Genomic DNA, 24,023 nt, shown 5'->3' on the forward strand with positions numbered 1-24,023 from the left:
ACAAATGAGTAAACCATTTATACATGATGATTTTTTACTGGAAAACAGTTTTGCACAAGAACTGTATCACAACTACGCCAGTAAAATGCCTATTATAGATTACCACTGTCATTTAACTCCTAATGACATTGCGAACAATACACAGTTTGAAAACATTACCAAAGTATGGATTTATGGCGATCATTATAAATGGAGAGCCATGCGTGCTTTAGGCGTTAACGAGCGCTTTATTACAGGTGATGCTACTGATAAAGAAAAATTTACACAGTGGGCTAAAACAGTTCCATATACGATGCGTAATCCGCTGTATCATTGGACACACCTAGAGCTGGCACGTTACTTTAATGTAACCGATCTGCTTACCGAAAAAACAGCTGATGCTATCTATGCTACTGCTGCAGAGCAATTAAATGCTCCCGAATATAGCTGTTTAGGGCTTCTAAACAAAATGAATGTAGAAACAGTATGTACTACCGAAGACCCTACCGATACCTTGCAATACCATCAGCAGTTTGCTAACAACGAAGAGAGTAACTTGTATATGAGTACCTCTTTTAGACCAGATAAATCTATTTTAATTGATACAGAAACCTATATTGATTACATTAACACATTAGGTGAAGCAGCAGATATAGAGATTAGCACCTATGACGATTTAAAAGTAGTATTGCGCAAGCGTATTGAATACTTCCACAAGAATGGTTGTAAACTATCTGATCATGGACTTAATTACATTCCTTTTGAGGAATATACCGAAAACGAAATAGCTGCTATTTTCTTAAAAAGATTAGATGGCAAGCCATTACAAAAAATAGAATCACATAAGTTTCAAACTGCCTTATTGGTATTTCTTGCAGAAACCTATCATGAATTTGGATGGGTACAGCAATTTCACTTAGGAGCGCTTAGAAACAACAACAAACGTATGCTAAGTTTATTAGGTCCTGATACTGGTTGGGATTCTATTGGAGACTACTCGCAAGCTGAAAACTTATCGAAGTTTTTAAATCGATTAGATGGTAAAGACAAGCTAACAAAAACTATCCTATACAACCTAAATCCTGCCGACAATGAAGTATTAGCCACAATGATTGGTAACTTTAACGATGGAACTGTGAAAGGGAAGGTTCAATTTGGTTCAGGATGGTGGTTCTTAGATCAAAAAGACGGAATTATTAAACAAGTAAATGCCCTCTCTAATATGGGACTTTTAAGTTGCTTTATTGGTATGCTTACCGATTCAAGAAGCTTTTTGTCGTTCCCTCGTCACGAATATTTTAGACGTGTTATTTGTAATCTGTTCGGAGACGAAATTCAGAGAGGAGAATTACCAAATGATATCGAATGGATTGGTAAAATCGTTCAGGATATCTGTTATAACAATGCCAAGGAATATTTCAATTTTCCGGTAAAGGCAACTAAAGAAGTAGTAATTTAATTTCTAAGACATTGAAAAAGATTGTAGCATTAGGTGAGCTTTTATTACGTCTTTCTACCAAAGACTATCTTAAATTTTCTCAAGTAAATGAGTTTAATGCAGACTTTGGTGGTAGCGAGTTAAATGTACTTACAAGTATTGCCAAGTTTGGCCTGCCTGTAGAATTTATTACCCGCTTACCCAAGAACGATATTGGGGAAAGTGCTCTCATGGAAATGAACAAATATAAAGTTGGTACAGACTTTATACCTATGGGTGGTGATCGTTTGGGTATTTACTTTTTAGAAAAAGGAGCCTCAATACGTGGTAGTAAAATTGTATACGACCGTGCATACTCTTCCTTCTCTACCATTAAAAAAGGTATGATAAACTGGAAAGAAGTTTTTAAAGATGCCAACTGGTTTCATTGGTCGGGTATTACACCAGGGGTTTCTCAAGATGCAGCTGATGTTTGCATGGAAGCCATTGAGGTAGCTAATGAAATGGGATTAACCGTATCTACCGATTTTAATTACCGCGCTAATCTTTGGAACTATGGAAAATCTCCGAAAGAAATTATGGAGCCTATGGTGGCCAAATGTCATGTAGTATTGGCGGGTGATTATGCCTCTAAACAATACTTTGATATAGAACCCGAAGGCACTACCGAAAAAGAATTACTGGTTTCTTTATGCGAAAAGCTAAAAGACAGATTTAATAGTATTCAAAAAATTGCCATTACCAACCGTGGTAGTATTAGTGCATCGCACAACACTTGGTCGGCTGTTTTATATGATGGTAAACAATTACATGAATCTGAATCGTACAACATCACTCATATTGTAGACCGCATTGGTGCCGGCGATAGTTTTATGGGAGCTTTAATCTATGGATTAAACACCTATGACGACGCTACTGCTTTAAACTTTGCTGTAGCAGCATCGTGTTTAAAACATACCATTTACGGAGATGCTAATTTGGTTTCTAAAGAAGAAGTAGAAAACCTAATGGGTGGCGATCAATCTGGAAGAGTACAACGATAAAACTAACAACTAATGAAAATATATTCACGAATAGAGGTTACCTTAACAATGGAAGAAACAGGACTGGTTCCGCTCTTCTACCATCCAAATGCAGAGGTAATGAAAAAAGTAGTAAAAGCATGTTATGACGGTGGCGCTCGGTTATTTGAGTTTACTGCTCGTGGTGCTTTTGCACACGAAGTGTTTACCTCATTAATAAAATACTGTGAAACCGAATGTCCTGATCTTATTTTGGGAGTAGGTTCTGTAACCGATGCAGCAGCAGCTTCTATGTATATGCAATTAGGAGCCAGCTTTATTGTAACTCCTGTGCTTAGAGAAGATATAGCTATTGTATGCAACCGTAGAAAAATATTATGGTCGCCAGGGTGTGCTACCCTAACAGAAATAGCAAAAGCAGAAGAATTGGGTTGCGAAGTAGTAAAACTATTCCCGGGAGGCACTTATGGAGCCAACTTTGTAAAGGCTATTAAAGGCCCATGTCCATGGACTAAAATTATGCCTACAGGTGGCGTTGCTCCAACTGCCGAAAGTATTTCGGAATGGTTTAATGCTGGAGTTACTTGTGTAGGCATGGGATCTAAACTAATAACCAACGATTTAGTTGCAACTAACGATTATAAAGCCCTTGAGGATAAAGTGTCTAATGCACTTCAACTCATAAAAGATTTTAAAAATATATAAAGTAAAGAAATACCTTTTTTAAACGGTCTTCATTACTAAAAACACCCCATTTGGGTTCAGACAATATATAGTATAACCCGAAAACGATTTCGAAACGCAATGTTCTTATAAATAACAAATTATAATAACCAATATCACTCAAGTCTTTTGAAAACATTAAGGTTTGGGCAAAAAAACATAACATTACATTATGAAAACAAAAATCAAAACACCAACAAATTTCCGGTGGACCATATGTGCCATGCTCTTTGCAGCAACCACGATCAATTATATGGATCGTCAGGTATTATCGCTCACTTGGGCTAACAACATTGCACCCGAATTTCATTGGACCAATAATGATTATGGTAATATCACTGCACTATTCTCTATATTTTATGCTGTTAGTATGCTAATAGCAGGGCCATTAGTAGATAAGCTTGGTACTAAAAAAGGATTTTTGTGGGCTATTGGAATTTGGTCTTTAGGAGCTTGTTTACATGCCTTCTCAGGTATCTGTACCGCTGGTTATCTTACAGGTGAATGGACACTTAGTTTTTCTAATGCTAAAGAAATTATTGCCACCGTTGGTGATGTTGGTGCTGTTGTTTCGGTAAGTGTTACTTTTTTTATATTCTCTCGTTTAGTGTTGGCATTTGGTGAAGCTGGTAACTTTCCGGCTGCTATTAAAACCACTGCCGAGTATTTTCCTAAAAAAGACCGTGCTTTTGCTACCAGTATTTTTAATGCAGGTGCGGCAGTAGGAGCCTTAGGCGCACCACTAACCATACCGTTTATTGCACAAGCTTACGGATGGGAAATGGCTTTTATTATCATTGGTGCTCTAGGATTTATATGGATGGGTGTATGGATATTTGTATACGATAAACCTGAAAATAGTAAGAAAGTTTCTAAAGAAGAGTTAGCCTATATTCAACAAGATAACGATCAAGACGAACCTAAAGATTCTTCTAAAAAAACAGGTGTTAGTATTTTAAAATGTTTAAATTATAAACAAACTTGGGTATTTCTAGTAGGTAAATTTATGACTGATGGTATTTGGTGGTTTTTCTTATTCTGGACTCCTGCTTACCTTAGTTCTATCTATGATATGAACGACCAAGAGATAGCACTTCCTCTTTTTGTACTATATGCTATTACTTTTCTATCTATTGCAGGTGGGTATTTACCAACCTACTTGGTAAATAAAGGAAAACATCCTTTTGATGCACGTATTAAATCGATGCTTATTTTTGCCTTTTTACCGCTACTAACACTTTTTGCACAACCTTTAGGACATATTACCTATTGGATTCCTGTTATAATTATTGGTATTGCAGGAGCTGCTCACCAATCATGGTCTGCCAACATTTTCTCAGTAGTAGGTGATTTATTTCCTAGAAGAGCTATTGCTACTGTAACTGGAATGGGAGGTCTAGCAGGTGGTATCGGATCGTTTTTCATTAACAAAGGTTCTGGGATGTTATTTGATTATGCAGACATCAATAAAATGAAATTTGTTGGATTTGAAGGATTAGAAGCTGGGTATTTTATTATTTTCTGCGTATGTGCCGTAGCCTATATAATTGCCTGGGGAGCCATGAAAGCTATTTTACCAAAATACAAACCAGTAACCGATTTATAATACCAAATAAATTTTAAGTATACAATTAAGTATAGTGCCTTACCTATTTTTGTAGTTATATAAAAATAGTGTTGACTTTAGATTAATTAAAAAATGTATAAATACAGTCTAGCTGAAATAAAATGGTTTTATTTCAGCTAGAAATACGCAAAAACCAATTGATATGTCGGTAGAATCAAATACAATATCCTTAAACAGAACCAATGTTGGTTTAGAAGAAAAATTACCGATAAAGGTAATTCAGTTTGGAGAAGGTAACTTCTTAAGAGCTTTTGTAGATTACGCTATTCAGCAGTTAAACACAAAAGTTGGGAAAAATTTTGGCGTTGCAGTTGTGCAACCGATTGCACAAGGTATGGTGCACATGCTTGAAGAGCAAGATGGGCTCTATACTTTGTTTATGAAAGGGGTTAAAAAAGGACAAGAAATTCAGGAGAAAGAACTCATATCTAATATTGTTAAGTTAGTTAATCCGTATAACGATTATACCGATTACCTATCGCTTGCAAAAGAAGAAGAATTAGAATTTATTATATCAAATACCACCGAAGCTGGTATTGCCTACGTGCCTACCGATAAATTAAGTTTACAACCACCTTCATCATTTCCTGCTAAACTTACAGCATTACTTTTTGAACGCTTTAAGTTTTTTAACGGAGATACGGCAAAAGGACTTACTATAATTCCTTGTGAATTGATTAACTATAATGCCGACACCCTAAAAGAAATCATCTTTAAATACACCGATAATTGGGATTTAGGTACCGAATTTAAAAAATGGGTGACTGAAAGTTGTACTTTCCATAATACATTGGTAGACCGTATTGTACCAGGATACCCAAGAGATCAGATTTCAGAATACAATGCACAATTAAGCTATAAAGATAACCTGATTGTTACTGCAGAAGTGTTTTTCTTATGGGTAATAGAAGGTGATGATAAATTAAAAGAGAAATTACCTTTTGACAAAACTGGTTTAGATGTATTGGTAGTGAAAGATATGCAACCCTACCGTACCCGTAAGGTGCGTATTTTAAATGGTGCACATACCAGTATGGTACCGTTTGGTTTGTTATATGGTAAGACCACGGTTAAAGAAACTGTAGATGACGAGTTTACGGGAGACTTTATACAAAAAGCAGTGTTTAAAGAAATTATAGAAATACTGGACATGGACAAAGCCGAGCTGGAAAAATTTGCAGATGAGGTATTCGACCGTTTTAGAAATCCATTTATTAAGCATAACCTTTCTAGCATTGCTTTAAACTCTATATCTAAATTTAAAGTACGTGTGTTACCAAGTTTATTAGAATATGTAGACAAATTTGAAAAAGTACCTACACATTTAACCTTTGCTTTTGCGTGTTTAATACGTTTTTACCAAGGTACTTGGAATAATGAAGCCTTACCAATTAATGACGATGCAGCCGTAGTAGACTTTATGAAGCAACTTTGGAAAGATAACAATCATGAAACCGTAGCTAAAAAAGCATTAGGTAATATAACTTTTTGGGAAAAAGACTTAAATCTTGTTAATGGTTTAACCAAGGCGGTAACATTAGCACTACAAGAAATAGACCAGAATGGGGTAAAAACCGCCTACCAGAATTTTAGTCAATTATACAACTAATACTAGTGTAGCATGCAGAAGAAATTAATAAAAGTACATCCGAATGATAATGTAGCTGTAGCGTTAACAAACCTACAGGCGAATGAGGTAATTGAACTAGAAGGTACTCCTTATACCGTGGTAAGTAACACCAAGGCTAAACATAAAATTGCCTTAGTAGATTTTACCAAAGGTAAAGATATTATAATGTATGGTGTATTAGTAGGTAAAGCAAGTGAGCTCATTGCCAAAGGAGATGTACTTACTACCGAGAATGTAAAACACCAAAGTGCTAAGGTAACCGGTAAAACCGACACATTTACATGGACACCTCCTTATAAAGAAAAATGGCAAGATGCCACCTTTATGGGGTATCACCGTGAAGACGGGCAAGTAGGTACTGCCAATGTATGGTTGTTTTTCCCATTGGTATTTTGTGAAAACCGAAACATTGAGGTTCTTAAAGAAATATTCGAGAAAGAATTGTTGCACCAAGATGTAAACAAACATAGAAGATTATTAAGATCGCTTATAAACGATTCGAGTACCGATACTATTGAAGAGGAAGAAAGTACCCGTGTTTTTGAAAATATAGACGTTAAATTTATTACCCATCAAGGAGGTTGTGGTGGTATTCGTCAAGACTCTGAAACATTAGCCAAATTATTGGCAGGTTATGTAAATAACCCTAACGTTGCCGGAGCCACCGTACTTAGTTTAGGTTGCCAAAATTTACAAATTCAGATTTTTAAAGATGCCCTTACTGCTATTAATCCTAACAGTACCAAGCAGGTTCTTATTTATGAGCAACAGCAAATGGGTACGGTTGAAGAAATGTTGAATGTAATTATAGAAGACTCTTTTAAAGCCATTAAAGTGGCTAACAATATAGAGCGTAAACCTACACCTATTTCCAAACTAAGAATAGGATTAGAATGTGGAGGATCAGATGGTTTTTCTGGCATCTCTGCCAACCCAACCTTAGGGCATGTATCAGACATTATGGCCTCTGTTAAAGGAACGGCTATACTTTCTGAGTTTCCGGAACTTTGTGGAGTAGAACAAGAATTGGTAAACCGTTGTGTAGATACCGAAAAAGCAGATAAATTTTTAAGCCTAATGAAGGCTTTTGAAGCATCGGTTGTTGCTGCAGGATCTGGATTTGATATGAATCCATCACCTGGTAATATTAAAGATGGTCTAATTACCGATGCTATGAAATCGGCCGGAGCCGCTAAAAAAGGCGGTACCTCACCAGTGCAAGATGTATTAGATTATGGTGAATACGTAACCGAACTCGGACTTAACCTTTTGTGTACCCCGGGTAATGACGTAGAAAGCACAACTGCTATGGCAGGGTCTGGTGCAAACATTATTCTGTTTACTACCGGATTAGGTACACCAACAGGAAATCCAATAACGCCAGTAATTAAGGTATCATCTAATTCGGAAATGGCTGCAAAAATGCCAGATATTATAGACTTTGACTCAGGTGCTGTAGTACGTGGTGAAAAATCTATTGAAGAAATGGGTGATGAACTTATGGAATTTATTATAAAAGTAGCTAGTGGAGAGGTGCTTACAAAAGCATCTAAATTAAATCAAAGCGACTTTATCCCATGGAAACGTGGCGTTTCCTTATAAAAGAAAAAGTATTTTCTATTAAATATTTGTTTGTTGTTTTGCTGTTAAACTTGAGGAGGACTTTCTCACGATTAATTCGGGGGAAAGTTCTACTTTTTTCATGATCTTCAAAGTAGGTTCTTTCATTTGCTCTAAAAATACACGTGCCGCCATTTTACCCATTTCTACAGGAGACTGATCTACCGTAGTAATAGACAACTCCATAAATTGTGTAAAAGGCTCATTACTAAAACCAACAACCGCAAACTCATTTGGCACTTTAACACCTAATTTAGTAAGCTCCTGAATTGCTCCCAGTGCAGCAAAATCACTAGCAGAAAAAATGGCATCGGGTGCATTTTTAAGTTTCATTAATTTCTTAATGGCTTTTTCACCCGCATCAATATCACTCTTAGTCTTAATTATATATTCTTCCTTAAAAGGAATTCCGTGATCATTTAAAGCTTCCTTATATCCTTCAAAACGATATTTATAAATATCTAATGCTAAATCAACAGTTGCATGGGCTATACGAGTACATCCCATATCTATTAAATGTTTGGTAGCTATATATCCTCCCTGAAAATCGTCAATAGTTACCGTACTAACACCATCTATTTCTTTAATCCGATCAAAAAACACCAACGGTGTATTACTTTTTAAAACCTTTTTAAAGTGACGCAGTTGTTGCGTGGTTTTAGAAACCGACATTAAAATACCATCCACTTGTGCATTAAGTAAGTTCTGAACGGTTTCTTCTTCTTTTTTGGTGTCTTCATGGGTCTGACAAATAATTACATGATACCCTTTTGGGTATAACTCTTCTTCGATACCTCTAATAATAGAAGAAAAGAAATTTCTATTTATAAAAGGTACCACTACCCCAACATTATTACTTTTACCACTCTTAAGTGCCAGCGCAAATCTGTTTTGCTCGTAGTTCATTTTTTTGGCCGTCTCAATAACTAGCGTACGTGTAGCTTCACTAATTTTAGGATTATTGTTCAAAGCTCTTGAAACTGTTGCAGCAGTAATATTTAAAGCCTTGGCAATATCATAAATGGTAACTTTCTCTTTCATTGAAGATTTTTTTAAAGGCGAATATAGATAAGTTTTACATATTAATTGTGTAATCGATAACATTTAGATGCATCTACACTACTAAAACGTTGTAATATACCATTTATTTCTCAATAAAAACATGTGCTTTATTAATATAGTACAAATATGATTTATATTTTATCTATTAGTTATTTTTTCAATGTAAAAATTTGATTTTTCATATTATTTACTTAGATTCGTGCAATCGATTACATGAAAGTTGATATTCAATACATAATAACAATGTACAAACACCATACAACTCGAATATTTAAAAAGGCATTTTTACTGCCATTGCTTCTTTTTGCGAGTATAAGTTGCGACGTTCAATCTGCCAAAAAAGCGGATGCTCAACCCGATATTTGGGCTAAAGCAGAACAAATAATAGAAAATGTAAAAACTCCTGTATTTAAAGATACCCTATTTAATGTTACCAAATTTGGTGCTATAGCAGATGGTATAACCAAAAACACGGAAGCCTTTAACAAAGCTATTACAGCTTGCTCTGCAAGTGGCGGTGGAACTGTTTTAGTTCCTGAAGGTGTTTATGTAACAGGCCCTATACATTTACAAAGTAATGTAAACTTATATATCTCTAAGGGAGCTGAAGTTCTATTCTCTAAAGATACCTTAGATTATTTACCTATGGTGCACACTTCTTATGAAGGCGTTGAGCTTATGAACTACTCCCCTCTTATTTATGCTAAAGGAGCAAAAAATATAGGAGTTACTGGGGAAGGTACTTTAAACGGGCAAGCAGACACTACTAATTGGTGGCCTTGGTGCGGAGCCAACCGCTACGGACATTTAGAAGGTATGCCCGATCAAAAAGATGAGCACAATTTACCTACGTTACGTATTATGAACGAAGACAATACACCTATTTCGGAAAGGAAATTTGGTCCCGGACATCAGCTAAGACCCCTATTTTTTGAAACTCTTGAGTGCGAAAACGTTATCGTTAAAGGGGTAACATTTACCAATGCTCCTTTCTGGGTTATTCATCCATTAAAGTCTAATAACATTATAGTAGATGGTGTTACAGTAAACAGTCATGGCCCTAATAATGATGGTTGCGACCCTGAATATTGTAAAAACGTAGTTATTCAAAACTGTATTTTTAATACTGGTGATGATTGCATTGCCATTAAATCGGGTAGAAACAACGACGGCCGTAGAGTAAACATTCCGAGTGAAAACATCGTAGTACAAAATTGTACTATGAAAGATGGCCATGGTGGTGTAGTAATAGGTAGTGAAATATCAGCCGGAGTTCGAAACGTATTCGTTAGAAAATGCACCATGGACAGCCCCGAACTTGAACGTGCTATACGCATTAAAACCAACACTTTACGTGGTGGTTTTGTTGAGAACGTGTACGTAAAAGATCTTACAGTTGGTCAAGTAAAAGAAGCCGTACTAAAAGTAAATACCTATTATGGGATTTACGCTAATCAGAGTGGCGAATATATCCCAACTATCAAAAACATTAATCTGGAGAATGTCACCGTTAAAAATGGTGGTAAATACGGCTTACTCATCAAAGGTCGTGAACAAGCTCCTGTGACCAATATTACATTAAAAAATGTAACCATAGACAACGCAGAGAACGCTAGTTCTATAGAAAACGCAGATTCCATCACCTATATAAATACATACATTAATAAAACGCTTATGAAATAGAAAAAATCTTTAAAAAAAATACTAATCCAAATATAAATTTTTTACATCATGAGATTTAATACATTCAAACTAGTAACAACACGGCGGTTACTGCCTATCATCAGTATGTTTTTATTACTGATGTCAGGTACTTTGTATGCGCAAACTTCGCGCACCATTACCGGTACCATTTTGGAGGAAGGTACCAACATTCCGCTACCTGGAGTTAACGTTATAGAAAAAGGTACTAGTAATGGTACATCTACCGACTTCGATGGTAATTTCTCTATTACGGTTAGCTCGGCTGACGCCATCATAGAAATCAGCTACATAGGGTTCACTCCTCAGGAGATAAGTACAAAAGGCAAAACTACTATTGATGTAGTTCTTGTTCCTGACACACAAGCCTTAGATGAAGTAGTGGTTGTAGGGTATGGTACCCAGAAAAAATCGGACTTAACAGGGGCTATTGGTTCTCTAGACGCTGAAGCGCTTACCGAACGTAAAATGACCAACCCTTTAGAATCATTACAAGGAAATGTTCCAGGGGTTCAAATTTCCAATTCAACAGGTAGAATTGGAGATGGATTTAACATTACCATCCGTGGAGCAAGTTCATTAACAGGTTCAAGTACTCCTTTATTCGTTGTAGACGGGGTTCCTACCGATAATATTGACTTTTTAAACCCTCAGGACATTCAACAAATGGATATTTTAAAAGATGCTTCTTCTACAGCTATTTATGGTTCTAGAGGTGCTAATGGGGTAATTATTGTAACTACTAAAAACGGTACACAAGCCAAAGGTGGTTTATCTGTTAGCTTAGATACCTATATTGGTTTTAAAGAAGTAGCCAGACTGCCCGATATGATGGACGCGCAAACCTGGTGGAGATATCACCAATCTGCTTACTTAGCTACTGCTGCAGATGACCCTGCAACGGGAGAAGTTTCTGCCGCAACTCTTTATGCTTCAGTAATTGGTAGTAATAACTCTGAATTAGAAAGAAGAGCAAACGACAACGAATGGTATGATTGGTACGATATCATGCTAAAATCTGGTTTTCAAAGTAACAACTTTGTTAATATTAATGGTAGAGCCGATAATGGTTTAGGGTATAATATAGGTATGGGATACCAAACAGAAACCGGTAACATTGAAAACGAGTCGTTAGACAAATACACCTTTAACTTAGGACTTGATCATAAAATAAACGACAAACTTACCGTAGGTGGTAGTGTTAAAATAGCACTTACCGAACAACAAGACGGTAGTGACCAGGCAATGCGTGATGCCTTTAGATTAAACCCATTCTTAAGTCCGTATGACGTAGACGGTACAACATTATATGAACTACCAGGTAAACTAAAGGATGAAAATGGTGACTGGTTAATTAACAAAACAAGTACCTATAACCCTGTTTTAACAGTTAAAAATACATCTGACCTTAAAAAACGTTGGAAAGGTATAGGGAATGCATTTATTCAGTACAAACCTATTGAATGGTTAACCTTAAAATCTAATTTCTCTACTTCTTTCTTAAACTACAGAAGAGGTCAGTATTGGGGGTTAAAATCTGAAAAGGGAGCAAGTTTAGGAGATGCTTCTGGTGCTATTACCAAAAGCGAAAACTTTAACTACACTTGGGATAATCAGGTAAATGTTGATTATACTTTTAACGAAAAACACCGATTTAACTTTTTAGCACTACAAAGTGTATACATGGATAAAACGGAAAGTACATACCAATATGCTTATGGTTTCCCTTTTGATACTGGGTTTTATAATACCGGATCAGGAGATCAGAGCTCTTATATCATCAATTCAGGATATTCAAAACAACAACTTAGCTCTTATGCTTTACGTCTAAACTATACCCTTGATGATAAATACTTGTTTACAGTATCTACCAGATGGGATGGTTCTTCATTATTCCCTGAAGAGTATCGTTGGGATTCATTCCCTTCTGCTGCCGTAGGGTGGAGAGTTAGTCAGGAAGATTTCTTAAGTGGAAATAAGGTTATTTCTAACTTAAAACTAAGAGCTAGTTACGGATATACTGGTAACAATGTAATAGACCCGTACTCTACTGTAAATGTATTAGACGGTCAAACGTACTATGACTTTGGTGGTAATGCCGCTAACGGATGGATTCCATTAGGATTGGCAAATACTTTATTGAAATGGGAAAAAACTCGTGAATTCAACTTTGGTATTGACTATGGTCTATATAAAGGTAGAATCTCAGGATCTGTAGAAATTTATGACAGACTATCTGAAGATTTATTAATGAATCAAGATTTACCTAGCGAATCTGGTTGGCCAAATGTTGCCGCAAACGTTGGTAAAGTAAGTAACAAGGGGGTTGAAGCAACCTTAAACACAACCATTATTAATAAGGAAAAATTACGTTGGGATGCAAGCTTTACATTTACCAAAAACACCAATAAAATTAAAGAATTATACGGGCAAACCGAAGATGATGATATAGGAAATAACCTATTTATTGGTAACTCTACTAATTCTTACTATAACTTCTTATACGATGGTGTTTGGCAAGCGGACGAAGTAGATGAGGCAGCTTCTTATAACCAAACAGAAGGACAGGCAAAAGTGAAAGATGTTAATGGTGATGGTCAAATTACTTCTGATGATCGTATTATATTAGGTAATTCAGATCCTAAATGGTCTGGTAGTTTCTTTACTAAAGTAACTTTCGGACAGTTCGATCTATCGGCTTCTATTATTACCAATCAAGGAGTTCTTGTTTATAGTAGTTTCCACTCAAATTTTGCTAACGTACGTGATCGTGGTAGACAAAAACTAGACTTAAACTGGTATGTACCTGCAAATGATGCTGGCTTAGAGGCTCAATATACAAATGATAATCCACAACCAAGAAATGAAGGTACTTATTGGATCAATAATAATATTGGGTACTATAGAGATGCATCTTTCGTAAAAGTTAAAAACATTTCATTAGGATACACATTACCAAGTAAAACCCTTGAGAAAATAGGCAATATTAAATACCTGCGCCTTTACGCAAACGTTTTAAATCCGTTTGTGTTTACAGAATACGACGGGTACGACCCAGAATGGGCTGCTGCAAGTTTAGGAGTTGGTCGTCCGAGTTATGTTACGTACCAATTTGGGCTTAGTTTAAAATTTTAACCTGAAAACAACATGAAAAAAATATATATAGCCATATTATCCCTAAGTCTTGCATTTACATCATGCAAGGACTTCCTAGAAGAAGAGAACCTATCTAATACTACCGCTGAAGAGTTTTATGTGACGGCTGTTGGTTTCGAAAATTTGGTAAATTCTAACTACTCACAGCTAAGAGATATTTACGGTAATGAGCCATGGTTATTCTGTGCAGGTACCGATATGTATGCTGAAGGTAGAAATGCTGAACCGCCTGGATTAAGTCGGTACACACAATTAAACTCATCATCCGATGGTGTGGCGCTGTTATATGATGAATGTTACGAAGCAATTCAGATAGCCAACATGACCATGTATTACGGCGATATTACCGAACAAACGGATGCGTTAACCGCTCAATTAGGTGAAGTTAAATACTTACGTGCCAATGCTTTCTTTTTATTAGTACAAACCTATGGAGGCGTTAGTTTAGTAACCGACTATATTAAGGAACCCGTTTTAGAATTTTCAAGAAATTCGGAAGAAGAAGCATATTCCTTTATTATTTCTGAACTAGAAAGTGCGTTATCTATGGTGAATGATGGTGCTTATGACGGACATGTTACTAAAAGAGCAGTAGAACATTTACTTGCTAAAGTATACCTTACAAGAGGATACGAAAGTTTTGGTAGTAGCGCTGACTTTTCTGCTGCTGCAACCCATGCAGATGCCGCTATTGATGGAGAAGGTTTAACCATAGCATTCAATGATTTATGGTTACCAGATAACGACATGAACACGGAAACATTATTTTCTGTACAATATGATGATTCATCTGTAACCGTTAATCCATCAAGTTATGGAAACCAACAGGCCTACTTTTTTGGATCGTATTTAGGTGGTGCTGAAGTTGCTGGAGATGCCCCTTATCGTTCGTATACATTATGCCCAACGCAATATGCAATTGATTTATTTGAACAGAGTGATGAACGTTGGGAAGGTACTTTTATGACTACTATTTATGATAGATATTTTGATTACTACGATGAAGATGATCATTCAGGGTTATCAGTATTTCATTACTATGAACCAAAATGGTACGCTAATGACGCTACCTATAAAGCAGATTACTTAGCAGCTCATCCAGAGGTATTAGAAACTAATTATCATGAATATGGCACGTATAACGCATCGGTAAATCCAAGTAATGACTACGAAACCATCACAGTAAAAAAATTCGATTCACCGGATGTACCATTTAGTGCTAGTTCTAGCGTACGCGATATTGTACTAGCTAGATTAGGAGAATCCTATCTAATAGCTGCAGAAGCTTATTTAAAAGCAGGGGATGCTACTACCGGATTAGACAGATTAAATGTAGTACGCGAACGTGCAGGAGTAGCCGACGCAACCCTAGCAGAATTTGATATTGATTACATTTTAGATGAAAGAGGTAGAGAACTTTTAGGAGAATACCACCGTTGGTTTGACCTTAAAAGAACAGGTACCTTAGTAGATAGAGCTTCTATGTATCATTACCTGATAGAAACAAGCAACTTTGCAGGAGCTAACGGAGAACAAAAAATATTACGTCCGATACCTCAAACTGCACTTGATTTAAACCAAAATCAAGACTTTGAACAGAATCCAGCTTACGAGTAAGTTTTCATATTTAATTTGAGTTAAACACTACAAAAGGAAGCCTGTATGGTACAGGCTTCCTTTTAATTAAAACAACAAGCACAGCTAAATCATGAAAAAAATTGTCCTTACAGTACTTAGTATTTCTGCAGCATTAATGTCGTGTAAGAACGAACCTAAAAAAGACGCTACTACTGAAACAAAAGAGACCACACCAACAACACAAAAAACATACGCCGAACTATCTATTAGAGCCAACGAAAACTGGGAACCTAAAAAATACGGCGGTGGCGCTTTTAAAAATGTAGACAGCTTACAGTTACCTGAAGGACACTCTGACCATGCATATTACATTAGATATGAAGGTCCGGGATGGGAAAATAGTAATGTTGGTTACAGACTCTACCTTGATTGGAGAAATGCCATTGATATTTTTGGAAAGAAGGTAGATACAATGTCGTTAGCCTATGTTGGGCAAAATGACTATGAACGTTACCACCATGAAGCACCATGGGGACAAGATATATTAAAAGCCGGTAAATCATTAGGTATTGGCGGCTTTGGCAGATTTGTAAATGATAGCGTAATACATTTTAGAACCGTAGATAAAACGGTTTGTTATGTTAATAATACAGATGAAAAATCCAATGTAAAGCTATCATATACAGGTTGGCATGCAGGTGATGTAACTACCAATTTAGATGCTGTACTTTCTATTTTTCCAGAAGATCGTTTTACCCGTGCCGATATGAACTTCTCTACACCCATAGAAGGCTTTTGTACAGGAATTGTAAAGTTTAACGATATAACCTTTCAACAAAAAACAAGTGAAAGTGGTGAATGGGCCTACATAGCTACCTATGGTACGCAAACATTAGTAAATGAAACCGATAAATTAGGTATGGCTATTTTTTATAACACTTCTGAAGTAACCACCGTTACAGATGGCCCCTACGATCATCTAGTAGTTTTTAAACCAGCCAAAAAGGTTACCTACTACTTTTTAGCTGCTTGGCAACAAGAACCAAATGGTATTACCAGTCAAGAAGCCTTTTACAACTATTTAAATAACAAACTTGAAACTCTAGAAACTACCGGAGCTTTAAATAAATAATATTATGAAGGTATTAAAACTATTACTTGTAGCTATGCTTCTCTTTTTTACAGCATGCGATGTAACTGTAAAGGAAAAAGAAACTACTGAAACTGGTGCTAACGATACAATAGTACCTCAAAATTTAAAATGGTCTGAGCGCATGATGCTATCCGAAATTCACAGATTTCCTGAGGCATCTAAATTAGACTTTGTAGATATTCCACGCTGGAGCTATACCAACGGTTTAGTACTAACCGCTGCAGAGCGCGTTTATACCAAATACCCAAAACAAGTATATTACGATTATATATATGCCTATGCAGATACGATGGTAACAGCTAATGGTGAGATACGTACCTACAAATTACCTACCCAGAACTTAGACATGTTAAAATCGGGTGATGTGTTACTATACTTGTATGCCAAAACCAAAGAAGACCGATTTTTAACCGCATTGAAAACCTTACGCAGTCAAATAACCACGCAACCAAGAACATCAGATGGAGGTTTTTGGCACAAAAAACGGTATACCAATCAAATGTGGTTAGATGGCTTGTACATGGCAGAACCTTTCTATGCGCAATACACCAAAACCTTTAGTACAGGTGAAGAAGCAGCCAAAGCATACAATGAAATTGTATTGCAATTTGACCTTATACAAAAACATACTTTAGATCCAAAAACCAATCTATTATATCATGGTTGGGATGAAAGTAAAGAACAGCAATGGGCTAATAAAGAAACCGGAACATCTCCAAACTTTTGGTCAAGAGCCATAGGATGGTATGGAATGGCCATGGTTGATGTATTAGACTTTTTACCGGAAGACCACCCAGGAAGAGAACGTATTATTCAATATCTTAATCAATATGCGGAGGCTATTACCAAGGTACAAGATGCCGAAAGTGGTGTTTGGTATCAGGTATTAGACAAGGGGACACAAGAAGGTAACTATCTGGAAGCAACCGGTAGCTGTATGTTTGCGTATACATTTGCCAAAGGAGTACAAAAAGGATACTTACCTCAGCAGTATATGAAGGTTGCTCAAAAAGCCTATAGTGGTATTCTTAAAAACTTTGTTACTGTTGAAGACAACGGAGTTGTAAACCTAAATAAATGCTGTGCAGTAGCAGGTTTAGGTGGTAACCCGTACCGAGATGCTAGCTTTGAATACTATGTAAATGAGAAAATAAGATCGAACGACCCAAAAGGAACCGGACCATTTATTTTAGCAAGTTTGGTTCTAGACAAATAATATAATCATGAGAGACATACAACTACATACAGGCATCTTACTAGTATTGCTATGCCTATGTAGTTGTGTAAGTCACTCTCAAAAAAACACCCAAGTAAAAAAAGAGTTACCTCCTTATACCATTCAAACTACTTATGAAAAATATAAAGAGAAGTACCCTTTTATTGACCCCATACAAATAACCGATACCACTGGGGTAACGGTTAAAAAAAATGTTGTGTACCACAATACATCCACCTCATCGCTTTGTTTTGATGTGTATTTTTCGAGTGTTACAACCCCCAAAAGCTTACTTCCTGTTGTGTTATTAATTCATGGAGGTGGATGGGTTGTTGGTGAACGGCAAAACCAATCGATTATGGCAACGCATTTGGCTAAAAATGGTTATGTTGCTATCCCTGTAAGTTACAGCCTCAGCAAAGAGGCTACCTACCCCGCTGCAGTTATTGATATTAAGCATGCTATTCAATATATTAGAGAACATGAAAACCAATTACATGCAGATGGTAATCACATTGCTATTTTAGGTACCTCAGCTGGTGCTCAGTTAGCCACCTTGGTAGGGGTAACACCCAACTCTTCTATATTCCAAACAACGAGTAAGACAAGCGATGCCGTACAATCAATTATCAACATAGACGGTATTGTTTCGTTCACTCATCCCGAATCTGAAGAAGGCACCATTGCAGCACAATGGTTAGGGGCTACTAAAATTGAAAACAGAAACATTTGGGAGCAAGCCTCTCCACTAAATTATGTTACCCAACATACGCCTTCTATTTTATTTATCAATAGTTCGCAACCCAGATTTCATGCTGGTAGAGATGACATGATTACCCAATTAAACAGCTACAAAATTTATACCGAAACCCACACCTTAGAAGGTGCCCCACATTCCTTTTGGTTATTACACCCTTGGTATGAGCCTACCCTATCGTATGTACTTGCGTTTCTAAACAAAACATTAAAACATTCCTCATGAAAAAAATACTAATCTTACTCATAACACTACTAAATACATCCTGCTTTTTAGCACAAGATACCAATCCGTACCGTAAAATTATCGTTTCCTTGGATGGTTCAGGTGAATATACCTCTATACAAGAGGCAGTAAACTCTACCAGAGATCTGGGACCAGGCGTAGTTGAAATCTTTATCAAAAACGGCATCTATAAAGAAAAACTAGAAATACCTAGTTGGAAACACCAATTAACCCTTATAGGAGAAGACAAAGACAAAACCATTATTTCTCACAGCGATTACTCAGGAAAAATTGATTCGGTAACCCATAAAAAACATAGTACGTTTACTTCTTATACTGTTTTAGTGCAAGGAGACGACATACAATTACAGAATCTAACCATTAAAAATACGTCTTGCAACCAAGGACAAGCGGTAGCATTACATGTAGAAGGTGACCGATTTATTGCCAAAAACTGTAACTTACTGGGTTGCCAAGATACCCTATATACCGCAACCGAAGGGAGCAGACAATACTACAAAAACTGTTTTATACAAGGTACCACCGATTTTATTTTTGGAGAAGCCACCGTAGTTTTTAAAGACTGTACCATTAAAAGTTTAGTAAACTCCTATATTACTGCAGCAGCAACACCTAAAAATCAAACGTTTGGGTATGTTTTTTTTAATGCCCATTTAATTGCCGCAGATGGTGTAGATAAAGTATATTTAGGGAGACCCTGGCGCTCGTATGCTAAAACGGTTTTCATAAGCACCCGTATGGATGCACATATACTAAAAGAGGGTTGGAATCCGTGGACAGGTGATAAAATGTTTCCTGATAAAGACAAAACTACCTATTATGCCGAGTATGAAAGCGTGGGTGAAGGGGCTTCTGCTGAAACCCGTGTAGCCTGGTCGCACCAACTAACCGATAAAGAACTAAAAAAATATAAAGTAAATAACATCTTAAAAGGATGTGACAACTGGAATCCTGAAAAATAAATTCGCATGAAAAAACTAATGGTACTACTAGTGCTATGCTGTTTCACTTTAAGTTATGCTCAAAAGCCTACCCTATACCTTATTGGTGATTCTACCATGGCTAATAAAAAGGATCCTGAAGTAAACCCTGAACATGGCTGGGGGCAAATGTTACCCCTGTTAATGACCAATGCTATTTCTATACAAAACCATGCAGTGAACGGAAGAAGTTCACGAAGTTTTTTGTTGGAAGGCCGTTGGGATAGTATTATGAAAACCCTTAAAAAAGGGGATTACGTCATCATTCAATTTGGGCATAACGACCAAAAATTTAAAAGCAAAGACCGGTATACCAACCCATATACAGCCTACCGCTATAATTTAGAAAAATACGTAAACGACACGCGCTCTAAAGGTGCCTACCCTATTTTAATGAGCTCTATTGTACGTAGAAAATTTAATGAATACGATGTGTTGGAAGATACACATGGTGCCTACCCTCTTATAACACGCATGGTAGCCAAAGAGATGGACATACCCTTTGTAGATATGCAGTGGTTAACCGAACAACTGGAAACCCAATACGGCACCGAAAAATCAAAAGAACTACACTTACACATTCCTCCAAATACAAATAGTTATGTACCCAATGGGAAAAAGGATAACACCCATCTTTCTGAAAAAGGTGCAACACTGGTGGCTTCGCTTGCATTACAAGAAATAGCCAACCAAAATTTGTCCCTTAAAAAGTATATAAAACCAGAAACTCTATCTCACAAAATTTTACAATAAATGGCATACTCAACCGATTCTTTCTTTATAAATAAAAATACTCAATGGGAAAATTGCGGCTCAGGAATCAGCAGGCAATTTATTGGATACAATACCCAATTAATGGTTGTTAAAGTACGCTTTGAAAAAGGCGCTATAGGAACCTTACATGCGCATTTTCATACACAAGGAACCTATGTAGCTTCTGGTAAATTCAAAATTACCATTGACGGAAAAGAAGAAATTCTGGAAACTGGTGATGGTTTTTTTGTTCAACCTAATAAAGAACACGGAGCCGAATGCCTGGAAGCAGGTATGCTAATAGACTCGTTTAGTCCCATACGAGAAGATTTTCTATAATTAGATGAAATTAAACAAACATTACATAGTACCCGTTTTATTGCTTTTTAGCTTTTATAACAGCTTTTCGCAATTAAGTAAACAAGAACAAAAGGAAAAGGTAAAAAGCATCTTAGAAACGATCATTTTACCCTCTATCCCTGAAAATAGGATCTCCTTACTACAGACGGGAGGAAAAGGAAATGGCAGTTTCGATAATAAAAAAGCCTTTGACAAAGCGCTCATGAAACTTCAAAAAAAGGGCGGAGGTACATTAGTGGTTCCGAAAGGGAATTACCGCATCAGCGGACCTATTCATTTAATTAATAATTTGAATTTACATTTAGCGGAAGGTGCTACCCTAAAATTTGGCAGTAATACAAATGATTATCCACTAGTGTATACCAGTTGGGAAGGTACCTTTATCTACAATTATAGTCCGTTTATATATGGATATAACCTACATGATATAGCCATTACCGGAAAAGGAACCATAGACGGAGAAGCTGCTACTACTTGGTTACAATGGAAACCTAAAGAAAACAATGATAAGCTGACCACCAGAGATATGAATCATAATTCTGTGCCTGTTGATCAACGTATTTTTGGTGAAGGACATTATTTACGCCCACAATTGGTACAATTGATTAATTGCAATAACATTTTAGTAGAAGACGTGCGTATGGAAGATTCCCCATTTTGGTGCTTACACCTTCTAAAATGTAAAGGAATAACCATAAGAGGAGTTTCCTATGATGCGCATAATAAAAATAATGATGGTATCGATTTAGAATATAGTAGCAATGTACTTATAGAAAACGTAACCTTTAACAATGGTGACGATAACATTGCCATTAAAGCAGGTAGAGACCATGAAGGTCGTGCCAATGCGGCTACTCCTTCAAAGAATATTGTGGTACGCAACTGTTTATTTAAAGGGTTACATGCCTTGGTAATTGGTAGTGAAATGTCTGCCGGAGTTGAAAATGTATTTGTTGAAAACTCTAAAAGCCACGGCTACGTTAAACGAGGCATCTACTTTAAAACTAACAGAGACCGTGGCGGGTATATTAAAGATATTTATATAGAAAATCTTTCATTTGATGAAACTGAAGATCTCATTTACATGACCGCCAATTACCACGGAGAAGGCAATGGCTATAACTCTAAGATTAAGGATATTGAAATTACCAACGTACAATGCAATAAAGCAAGTGGTACCGCCATTGTAATTCAAGGATATAAAGAAAGTAAAGTTGAAAACGTGCTTCTTTCTAATATTACCGTTGAAAAGGCAAAAAATGGTATTTCGGTTACCAATACCCAACATGTAACCATAGACAACGTAATTATAGGCGAAGAAGCCACGCTACCTACTGCTGTAAAATAAACTATGATGCAAAAACTACCCCTACTAGTAGTACTCTTAGTTTCCATATTGGGATATTCACAAGAATTTATACCCATATGGCCTGTAGGCAATATGCCTAATAGCAAAGGGATGAAGCTACAACATATTGAGGAACGAGAACGAATTACGCAAGTAGCTACTCCTGGGATTTATGCATTCTATCCTGCTCCAGAAGAAGCTAACGGTGCAGCCGTGCTTATTTGTCCGGGTGGTGGTTACCATCATCTTACTTATAATCTTGGAGGCTTTCAATTGGCCAAATGGCTAAATACCCAAGGTATTGCTGCCTTTGTTCTTATTTACCGCTTACCCACCTCACCCGATTTAAAAGATAGAATTTTGGCCCCCGTACAAGATGCCCAACGTGCAATGCAGTTAATACGATTCAATGCTGAGAAATGGAATATTGACACCAATAAACTAGGTATAATGGGAACCTCTGCAGGTGGACATCTGGCATCTATACTTGGTACCCATACAGAAAATGTAACTCATATAAATGATACCATAAGTACATTACCATTTAAACCTGATTATATGCTATTAGTGTCTCCGGTAATTTCCATGGAATCTGAAACGCATAAGGGAAGTGTTGAAAATTTGCTTGGAAAAAATGCGAACGACACATTAAAACATAGGTATTCTACCTACTTTCAGGTAACTGAAGATACGCCCCCTACGTTTTTAGCCCATGCCGAAAACGATCCGGCAGTACCCGTAAGCAATAGCCTTAGGTTTTATATGGCTATGGTAGCACATAATGTACCCAGTACTTTACATGTGTTTCCTACCGGTGAGCATGCTATAGGAACCTACAATGCCTCAGAACTTACAAACCAATGGAAACAACTATGCATACTTTGGTTAAAAGAAATACGTATTATTACGAAAAAAAACTGATACTTTATATAAAGAGCGAACGACCTTCCTTTCGGTAAGGCCGTTCTGGGTTTGGGGAGGGAAAAAATTGAATTGGGGAAAAAAGCTATAATTCAAACTTCATGAGATACTACCAAGCTTACAAAACCATTTAACAATAACTGAGGTTAACCCATCCTATATACGTTCATAAAGGAAAATAAGTTTTCCTTTTTCCAAATTATTCGGATGTTCAGCCAAGTAGCTTTCTTGTGCAGGAGGAATGCGACTTATTATACTTTTCACCATATCAGAAATTAGTTCAGGTAACAAATAAAATCCTACCCTATATCTCTTGATAATCTTAATTTCATTTTTCAAAAAGTGTGATAATCTTGCTGCAAAATTCCAACGTCCTAAGCCATAAAATTTATACAGTTCATTACTGTTATCAACTATATTTTGCTTTTTAAGAACACTTTCTAAATCGTTAGAAAACTCAAGCACTATGTATCCATTTACCGGTACATTGCTTTGGTTATACAAAAAACGTACACCAGCTCTTACTGCATTTTCATTGCTCACACGTCTCTTAACATCTACAATGCTAAAATTTAAGTTATCTAACATCTGTAAGTTATAAAACAACTGAAGGGTATTATCCTTGCTTCCGTTATTTACAAAACAGATATGGTACTCTTTATTGGCCTCAACAAATTTTATAAATGAGTTTACATCCAATTCTCTTCCTACATTGTAACACGGTATGATGATTCCAGTTTTCATTATCAAAGG

Annotated in this window: 19 protein-coding genes; 17 read left to right on the forward strand and 2 right to left on the reverse strand. The window is 36.5% G+C overall.

The window, feature by feature from the left end:
* Window positions 1–4 precede the first annotated feature (4 nt).
* From uxaC to NBRC110019_RS12495, 6 genes are all read left to right on the forward strand, one after another.
* Window positions 5–1,438: a glucuronate isomerase gene (gene uxaC / locus NBRC110019_RS12470; protein ID WP_281755336.1), complete on the forward strand. Its 1,434-nt coding sequence runs from the start codon at window positions 5–7 to the stop codon at window positions 1,436–1,438.
* Window positions 1,439–1,449: 11 nt separating this feature from the next.
* Window positions 1,450–2,460 carry a sugar kinase gene (locus NBRC110019_RS12475; protein ID WP_281755338.1) on the forward strand — a complete coding sequence of 337 codons (1,011 nt, stop codon included), beginning with the start codon at window positions 1,450–1,452 and terminating at the stop codon, window positions 2,458–2,460.
* Window positions 2,461–2,472: 12 nt separating this feature from the next.
* Window positions 2,473–3,144, forward strand: a complete 672-nt coding sequence (locus tag NBRC110019_RS12480) for a bifunctional 4-hydroxy-2-oxoglutarate aldolase/2-dehydro-3-deoxy-phosphogluconate aldolase (protein WP_281755340.1) — start codon at window positions 2,473–2,475, stop codon at window positions 3,142–3,144.
* A gap of 190 nt (window positions 3,145–3,334) precedes the next feature.
* The gene (locus tag NBRC110019_RS12485; RefSeq protein WP_281755342.1) at window positions 3,335–4,768 is read left to right on the forward strand and encodes an MFS transporter; all 1,434 of its coding nucleotides are present in this window, start codon (window positions 3,335–3,337) and stop codon (window positions 4,766–4,768) included.
* Window positions 4,769–4,931: 163 nt separating this feature from the next.
* Complete coding sequence (locus tag NBRC110019_RS12490) at window positions 4,932–6,398, forward strand: tagaturonate reductase (protein WP_281755344.1); 1,467 nt, start codon at window positions 4,932–4,934, stop codon at window positions 6,396–6,398.
* A gap of 12 nt (window positions 6,399–6,410) precedes the next feature.
* The gene (locus NBRC110019_RS12495) at window positions 6,411–8,021 is read left to right on the forward strand and encodes a UxaA family hydrolase (protein WP_281755345.1); all 1,611 of its coding nucleotides are present in this window, start codon (window positions 6,411–6,413) and stop codon (window positions 8,019–8,021) included.
* 18 nt (window positions 8,022–8,039) lie between these two features.
* On the opposite strand, the gene NBRC110019_RS12500 is transcribed toward NBRC110019_RS12495, so the two are convergent.
* A complete protein-coding gene (locus tag NBRC110019_RS12500; protein WP_281755348.1) occupies window positions 8,040–9,080 on the reverse strand; it encodes a LacI family DNA-binding transcriptional regulator in 1,041 nt (346 codons plus the stop codon).
* Between the two features lie 264 nt (window positions 9,081–9,344).
* Between NBRC110019_RS12500 and NBRC110019_RS12505 the strand changes: the two genes are divergently transcribed.
* The 11 genes from NBRC110019_RS12505 to NBRC110019_RS12555 all read left to right on the forward strand — a co-directional run bounded on the left by NBRC110019_RS12505 (window position 9,345) and on the right by NBRC110019_RS12555 (window position 23,270).
* On the forward strand, window positions 9,345–10,784 hold the full coding sequence (locus NBRC110019_RS12505; protein WP_281755350.1) for a glycoside hydrolase family 28 protein: 1,440 nt from the start codon (window positions 9,345–9,347) through the stop codon (window positions 10,782–10,784).
* 48 nt (window positions 10,785–10,832) lie between these two features.
* Window positions 10,833–13,937 carry a SusC/RagA family TonB-linked outer membrane protein gene (locus NBRC110019_RS12510; protein WP_281755351.1) on the forward strand — a complete coding sequence of 1,035 codons (3,105 nt, stop codon included), beginning with the start codon at window positions 10,833–10,835 and terminating at the stop codon, window positions 13,935–13,937.
* A gap of 12 nt (window positions 13,938–13,949) precedes the next feature.
* Entirely contained in the window at window positions 13,950–15,575 is a 1,626-nt protein-coding gene (locus NBRC110019_RS12515) for a RagB/SusD family nutrient uptake outer membrane protein (RefSeq protein WP_281755352.1), read from the forward strand.
* A gap of 91 nt (window positions 15,576–15,666) precedes the next feature.
* A complete protein-coding gene (locus NBRC110019_RS12520; RefSeq protein ID WP_281755354.1) occupies window positions 15,667–16,668 on the forward strand; it encodes a DUF4861 family protein in 1,002 nt (333 codons plus the stop codon).
* Window positions 16,669–16,672: 4 nt separating this feature from the next.
* On the forward strand, window positions 16,673–17,905 hold the full coding sequence (locus NBRC110019_RS12525; protein ID WP_281755356.1) for a glycoside hydrolase family 88/105 protein: 1,233 nt from the start codon (window positions 16,673–16,675) through the stop codon (window positions 17,903–17,905).
* A gap of 7 nt (window positions 17,906–17,912) precedes the next feature.
* On the forward strand, window positions 17,913–18,887 hold the full coding sequence (locus NBRC110019_RS12530; protein ID WP_281755358.1) for an alpha/beta hydrolase: 975 nt from the start codon (window positions 17,913–17,915) through the stop codon (window positions 18,885–18,887).
* The gene (locus NBRC110019_RS12535; protein WP_281755360.1) at window positions 18,884–19,870 is read left to right on the forward strand and encodes a pectinesterase family protein; all 987 of its coding nucleotides are present in this window, start codon (window positions 18,884–18,886) and stop codon (window positions 19,868–19,870) included. Before NBRC110019_RS12530 ends, NBRC110019_RS12535 begins: the two co-directional genes overlap by 4 nt.
* Before the next feature lie 6 nt (window positions 19,871–19,876).
* Window positions 19,877–20,641, forward strand: a complete 765-nt coding sequence (locus tag NBRC110019_RS12540) for a rhamnogalacturonan acetylesterase (RefSeq protein WP_281755362.1) — start codon at window positions 19,877–19,879, stop codon at window positions 20,639–20,641.
* Window positions 20,642–20,980 (forward strand): cupin domain-containing protein, encoded by a 339-nt coding sequence (locus NBRC110019_RS12545; protein WP_281755364.1) that lies wholly within the window; start codon window positions 20,642–20,644, stop codon window positions 20,978–20,980.
* A 4-nt stretch (window positions 20,981–20,984) separates the two neighbouring features.
* On the forward strand, window positions 20,985–22,349 hold the full coding sequence (locus NBRC110019_RS12550) for a glycoside hydrolase family 28 protein (RefSeq protein ID WP_281755367.1): 1,365 nt from the start codon (window positions 20,985–20,987) through the stop codon (window positions 22,347–22,349).
* Window positions 22,350–22,352: 3 nt separating this feature from the next.
* Entirely contained in the window at window positions 22,353–23,270 is a 918-nt protein-coding gene (locus tag NBRC110019_RS12555) for an alpha/beta hydrolase (RefSeq protein WP_281755369.1), read from the forward strand.
* A 156-nt stretch (window positions 23,271–23,426) separates the two neighbouring features.
* On the opposite strand, the gene NBRC110019_RS12560 is transcribed toward NBRC110019_RS12555, so the two are convergent.
* Window positions 23,427–24,014 (reverse strand): glycosyltransferase, encoded by a 588-nt coding sequence (locus NBRC110019_RS12560; RefSeq protein WP_281755371.1) that lies wholly within the window; start codon window positions 24,012–24,014, stop codon window positions 23,427–23,429.
* Between the last annotated feature and the right edge of the window lie 9 nt (window positions 24,015–24,023).

Origin of the sequence: Neptunitalea chrysea (assembly GCF_027924145.1) — a bacterium.
GTDB classification, from domain to species: Bacteria; Bacteroidota; Bacteroidia; order Flavobacteriales; family Flavobacteriaceae; genus Neptunitalea; species Neptunitalea chrysea.

Coding starts and splice junctions, on each gene's coding strand:
- uxaC (WP_281755336.1), top strand. CDS start 5: ATGAGTAAACCATTTATACATGATGATTTTTTACTGGAAAACAGTTTT.
- NBRC110019_RS12480 (WP_281755340.1), top strand. CDS start 2,473: ATGAAAATATATTCACGAATAGAGGTTACCTTAACAATGGAAGAAACA.
- NBRC110019_RS12485 (WP_281755342.1), top strand. CDS start 3,335: ATGAAAACAAAAATCAAAACACCAACAAATTTCCGGTGGACCATATGT.
- NBRC110019_RS12490 (WP_281755344.1), top strand. CDS start 4,932: ATGTCGGTAGAATCAAATACAATATCCTTAAACAGAACCAATGTTGGT.
- NBRC110019_RS12495 (WP_281755345.1), top strand. CDS start 6,411: ATGCAGAAGAAATTAATAAAAGTACATCCGAATGATAATGTAGCTGTA.
- NBRC110019_RS12500 (WP_281755348.1), bottom strand. CDS start 9,080: ATGAAAGAGAAAGTTACCATTTATGATATTGCCAAGGCTTTAAATATT.
- NBRC110019_RS12505 (WP_281755350.1), top strand. CDS start 9,345: ATGTACAAACACCATACAACTCGAATATTTAAAAAGGCATTTTTACTG.
- NBRC110019_RS12510 (WP_281755351.1), top strand. CDS start 10,833: ATGAGATTTAATACATTCAAACTAGTAACAACACGGCGGTTACTGCCT.
- NBRC110019_RS12515 (WP_281755352.1), top strand. CDS start 13,950: ATGAAAAAAATATATATAGCCATATTATCCCTAAGTCTTGCATTTACA.
- NBRC110019_RS12520 (WP_281755354.1), top strand. CDS start 15,667: ATGAAAAAAATTGTCCTTACAGTACTTAGTATTTCTGCAGCATTAATG.
- NBRC110019_RS12525 (WP_281755356.1), top strand. CDS start 16,673: ATGAAGGTATTAAAACTATTACTTGTAGCTATGCTTCTCTTTTTTACA.
- NBRC110019_RS12530 (WP_281755358.1), top strand. CDS start 17,913: ATGAGAGACATACAACTACATACAGGCATCTTACTAGTATTGCTATGC.
- NBRC110019_RS12535 (WP_281755360.1), top strand. CDS start 18,884: ATGAAAAAAATACTAATCTTACTCATAACACTACTAAATACATCCTGC.
- NBRC110019_RS12540 (WP_281755362.1), top strand. CDS start 19,877: ATGAAAAAACTAATGGTACTACTAGTGCTATGCTGTTTCACTTTAAGT.
- NBRC110019_RS12545 (WP_281755364.1), top strand. CDS start 20,642: ATGGCATACTCAACCGATTCTTTCTTTATAAATAAAAATACTCAATGG.
- NBRC110019_RS12550 (WP_281755367.1), top strand. CDS start 20,985: ATGAAATTAAACAAACATTACATAGTACCCGTTTTATTGCTTTTTAGC.
- NBRC110019_RS12555 (WP_281755369.1), top strand. CDS start 22,353: ATGATGCAAAAACTACCCCTACTAGTAGTACTCTTAGTTTCCATATTG.
- NBRC110019_RS12560 (WP_281755371.1), bottom strand. CDS start 24,014: ATGAAAACTGGAATCATCATACCGTGTTACAATGTAGGAAGAGAATTG.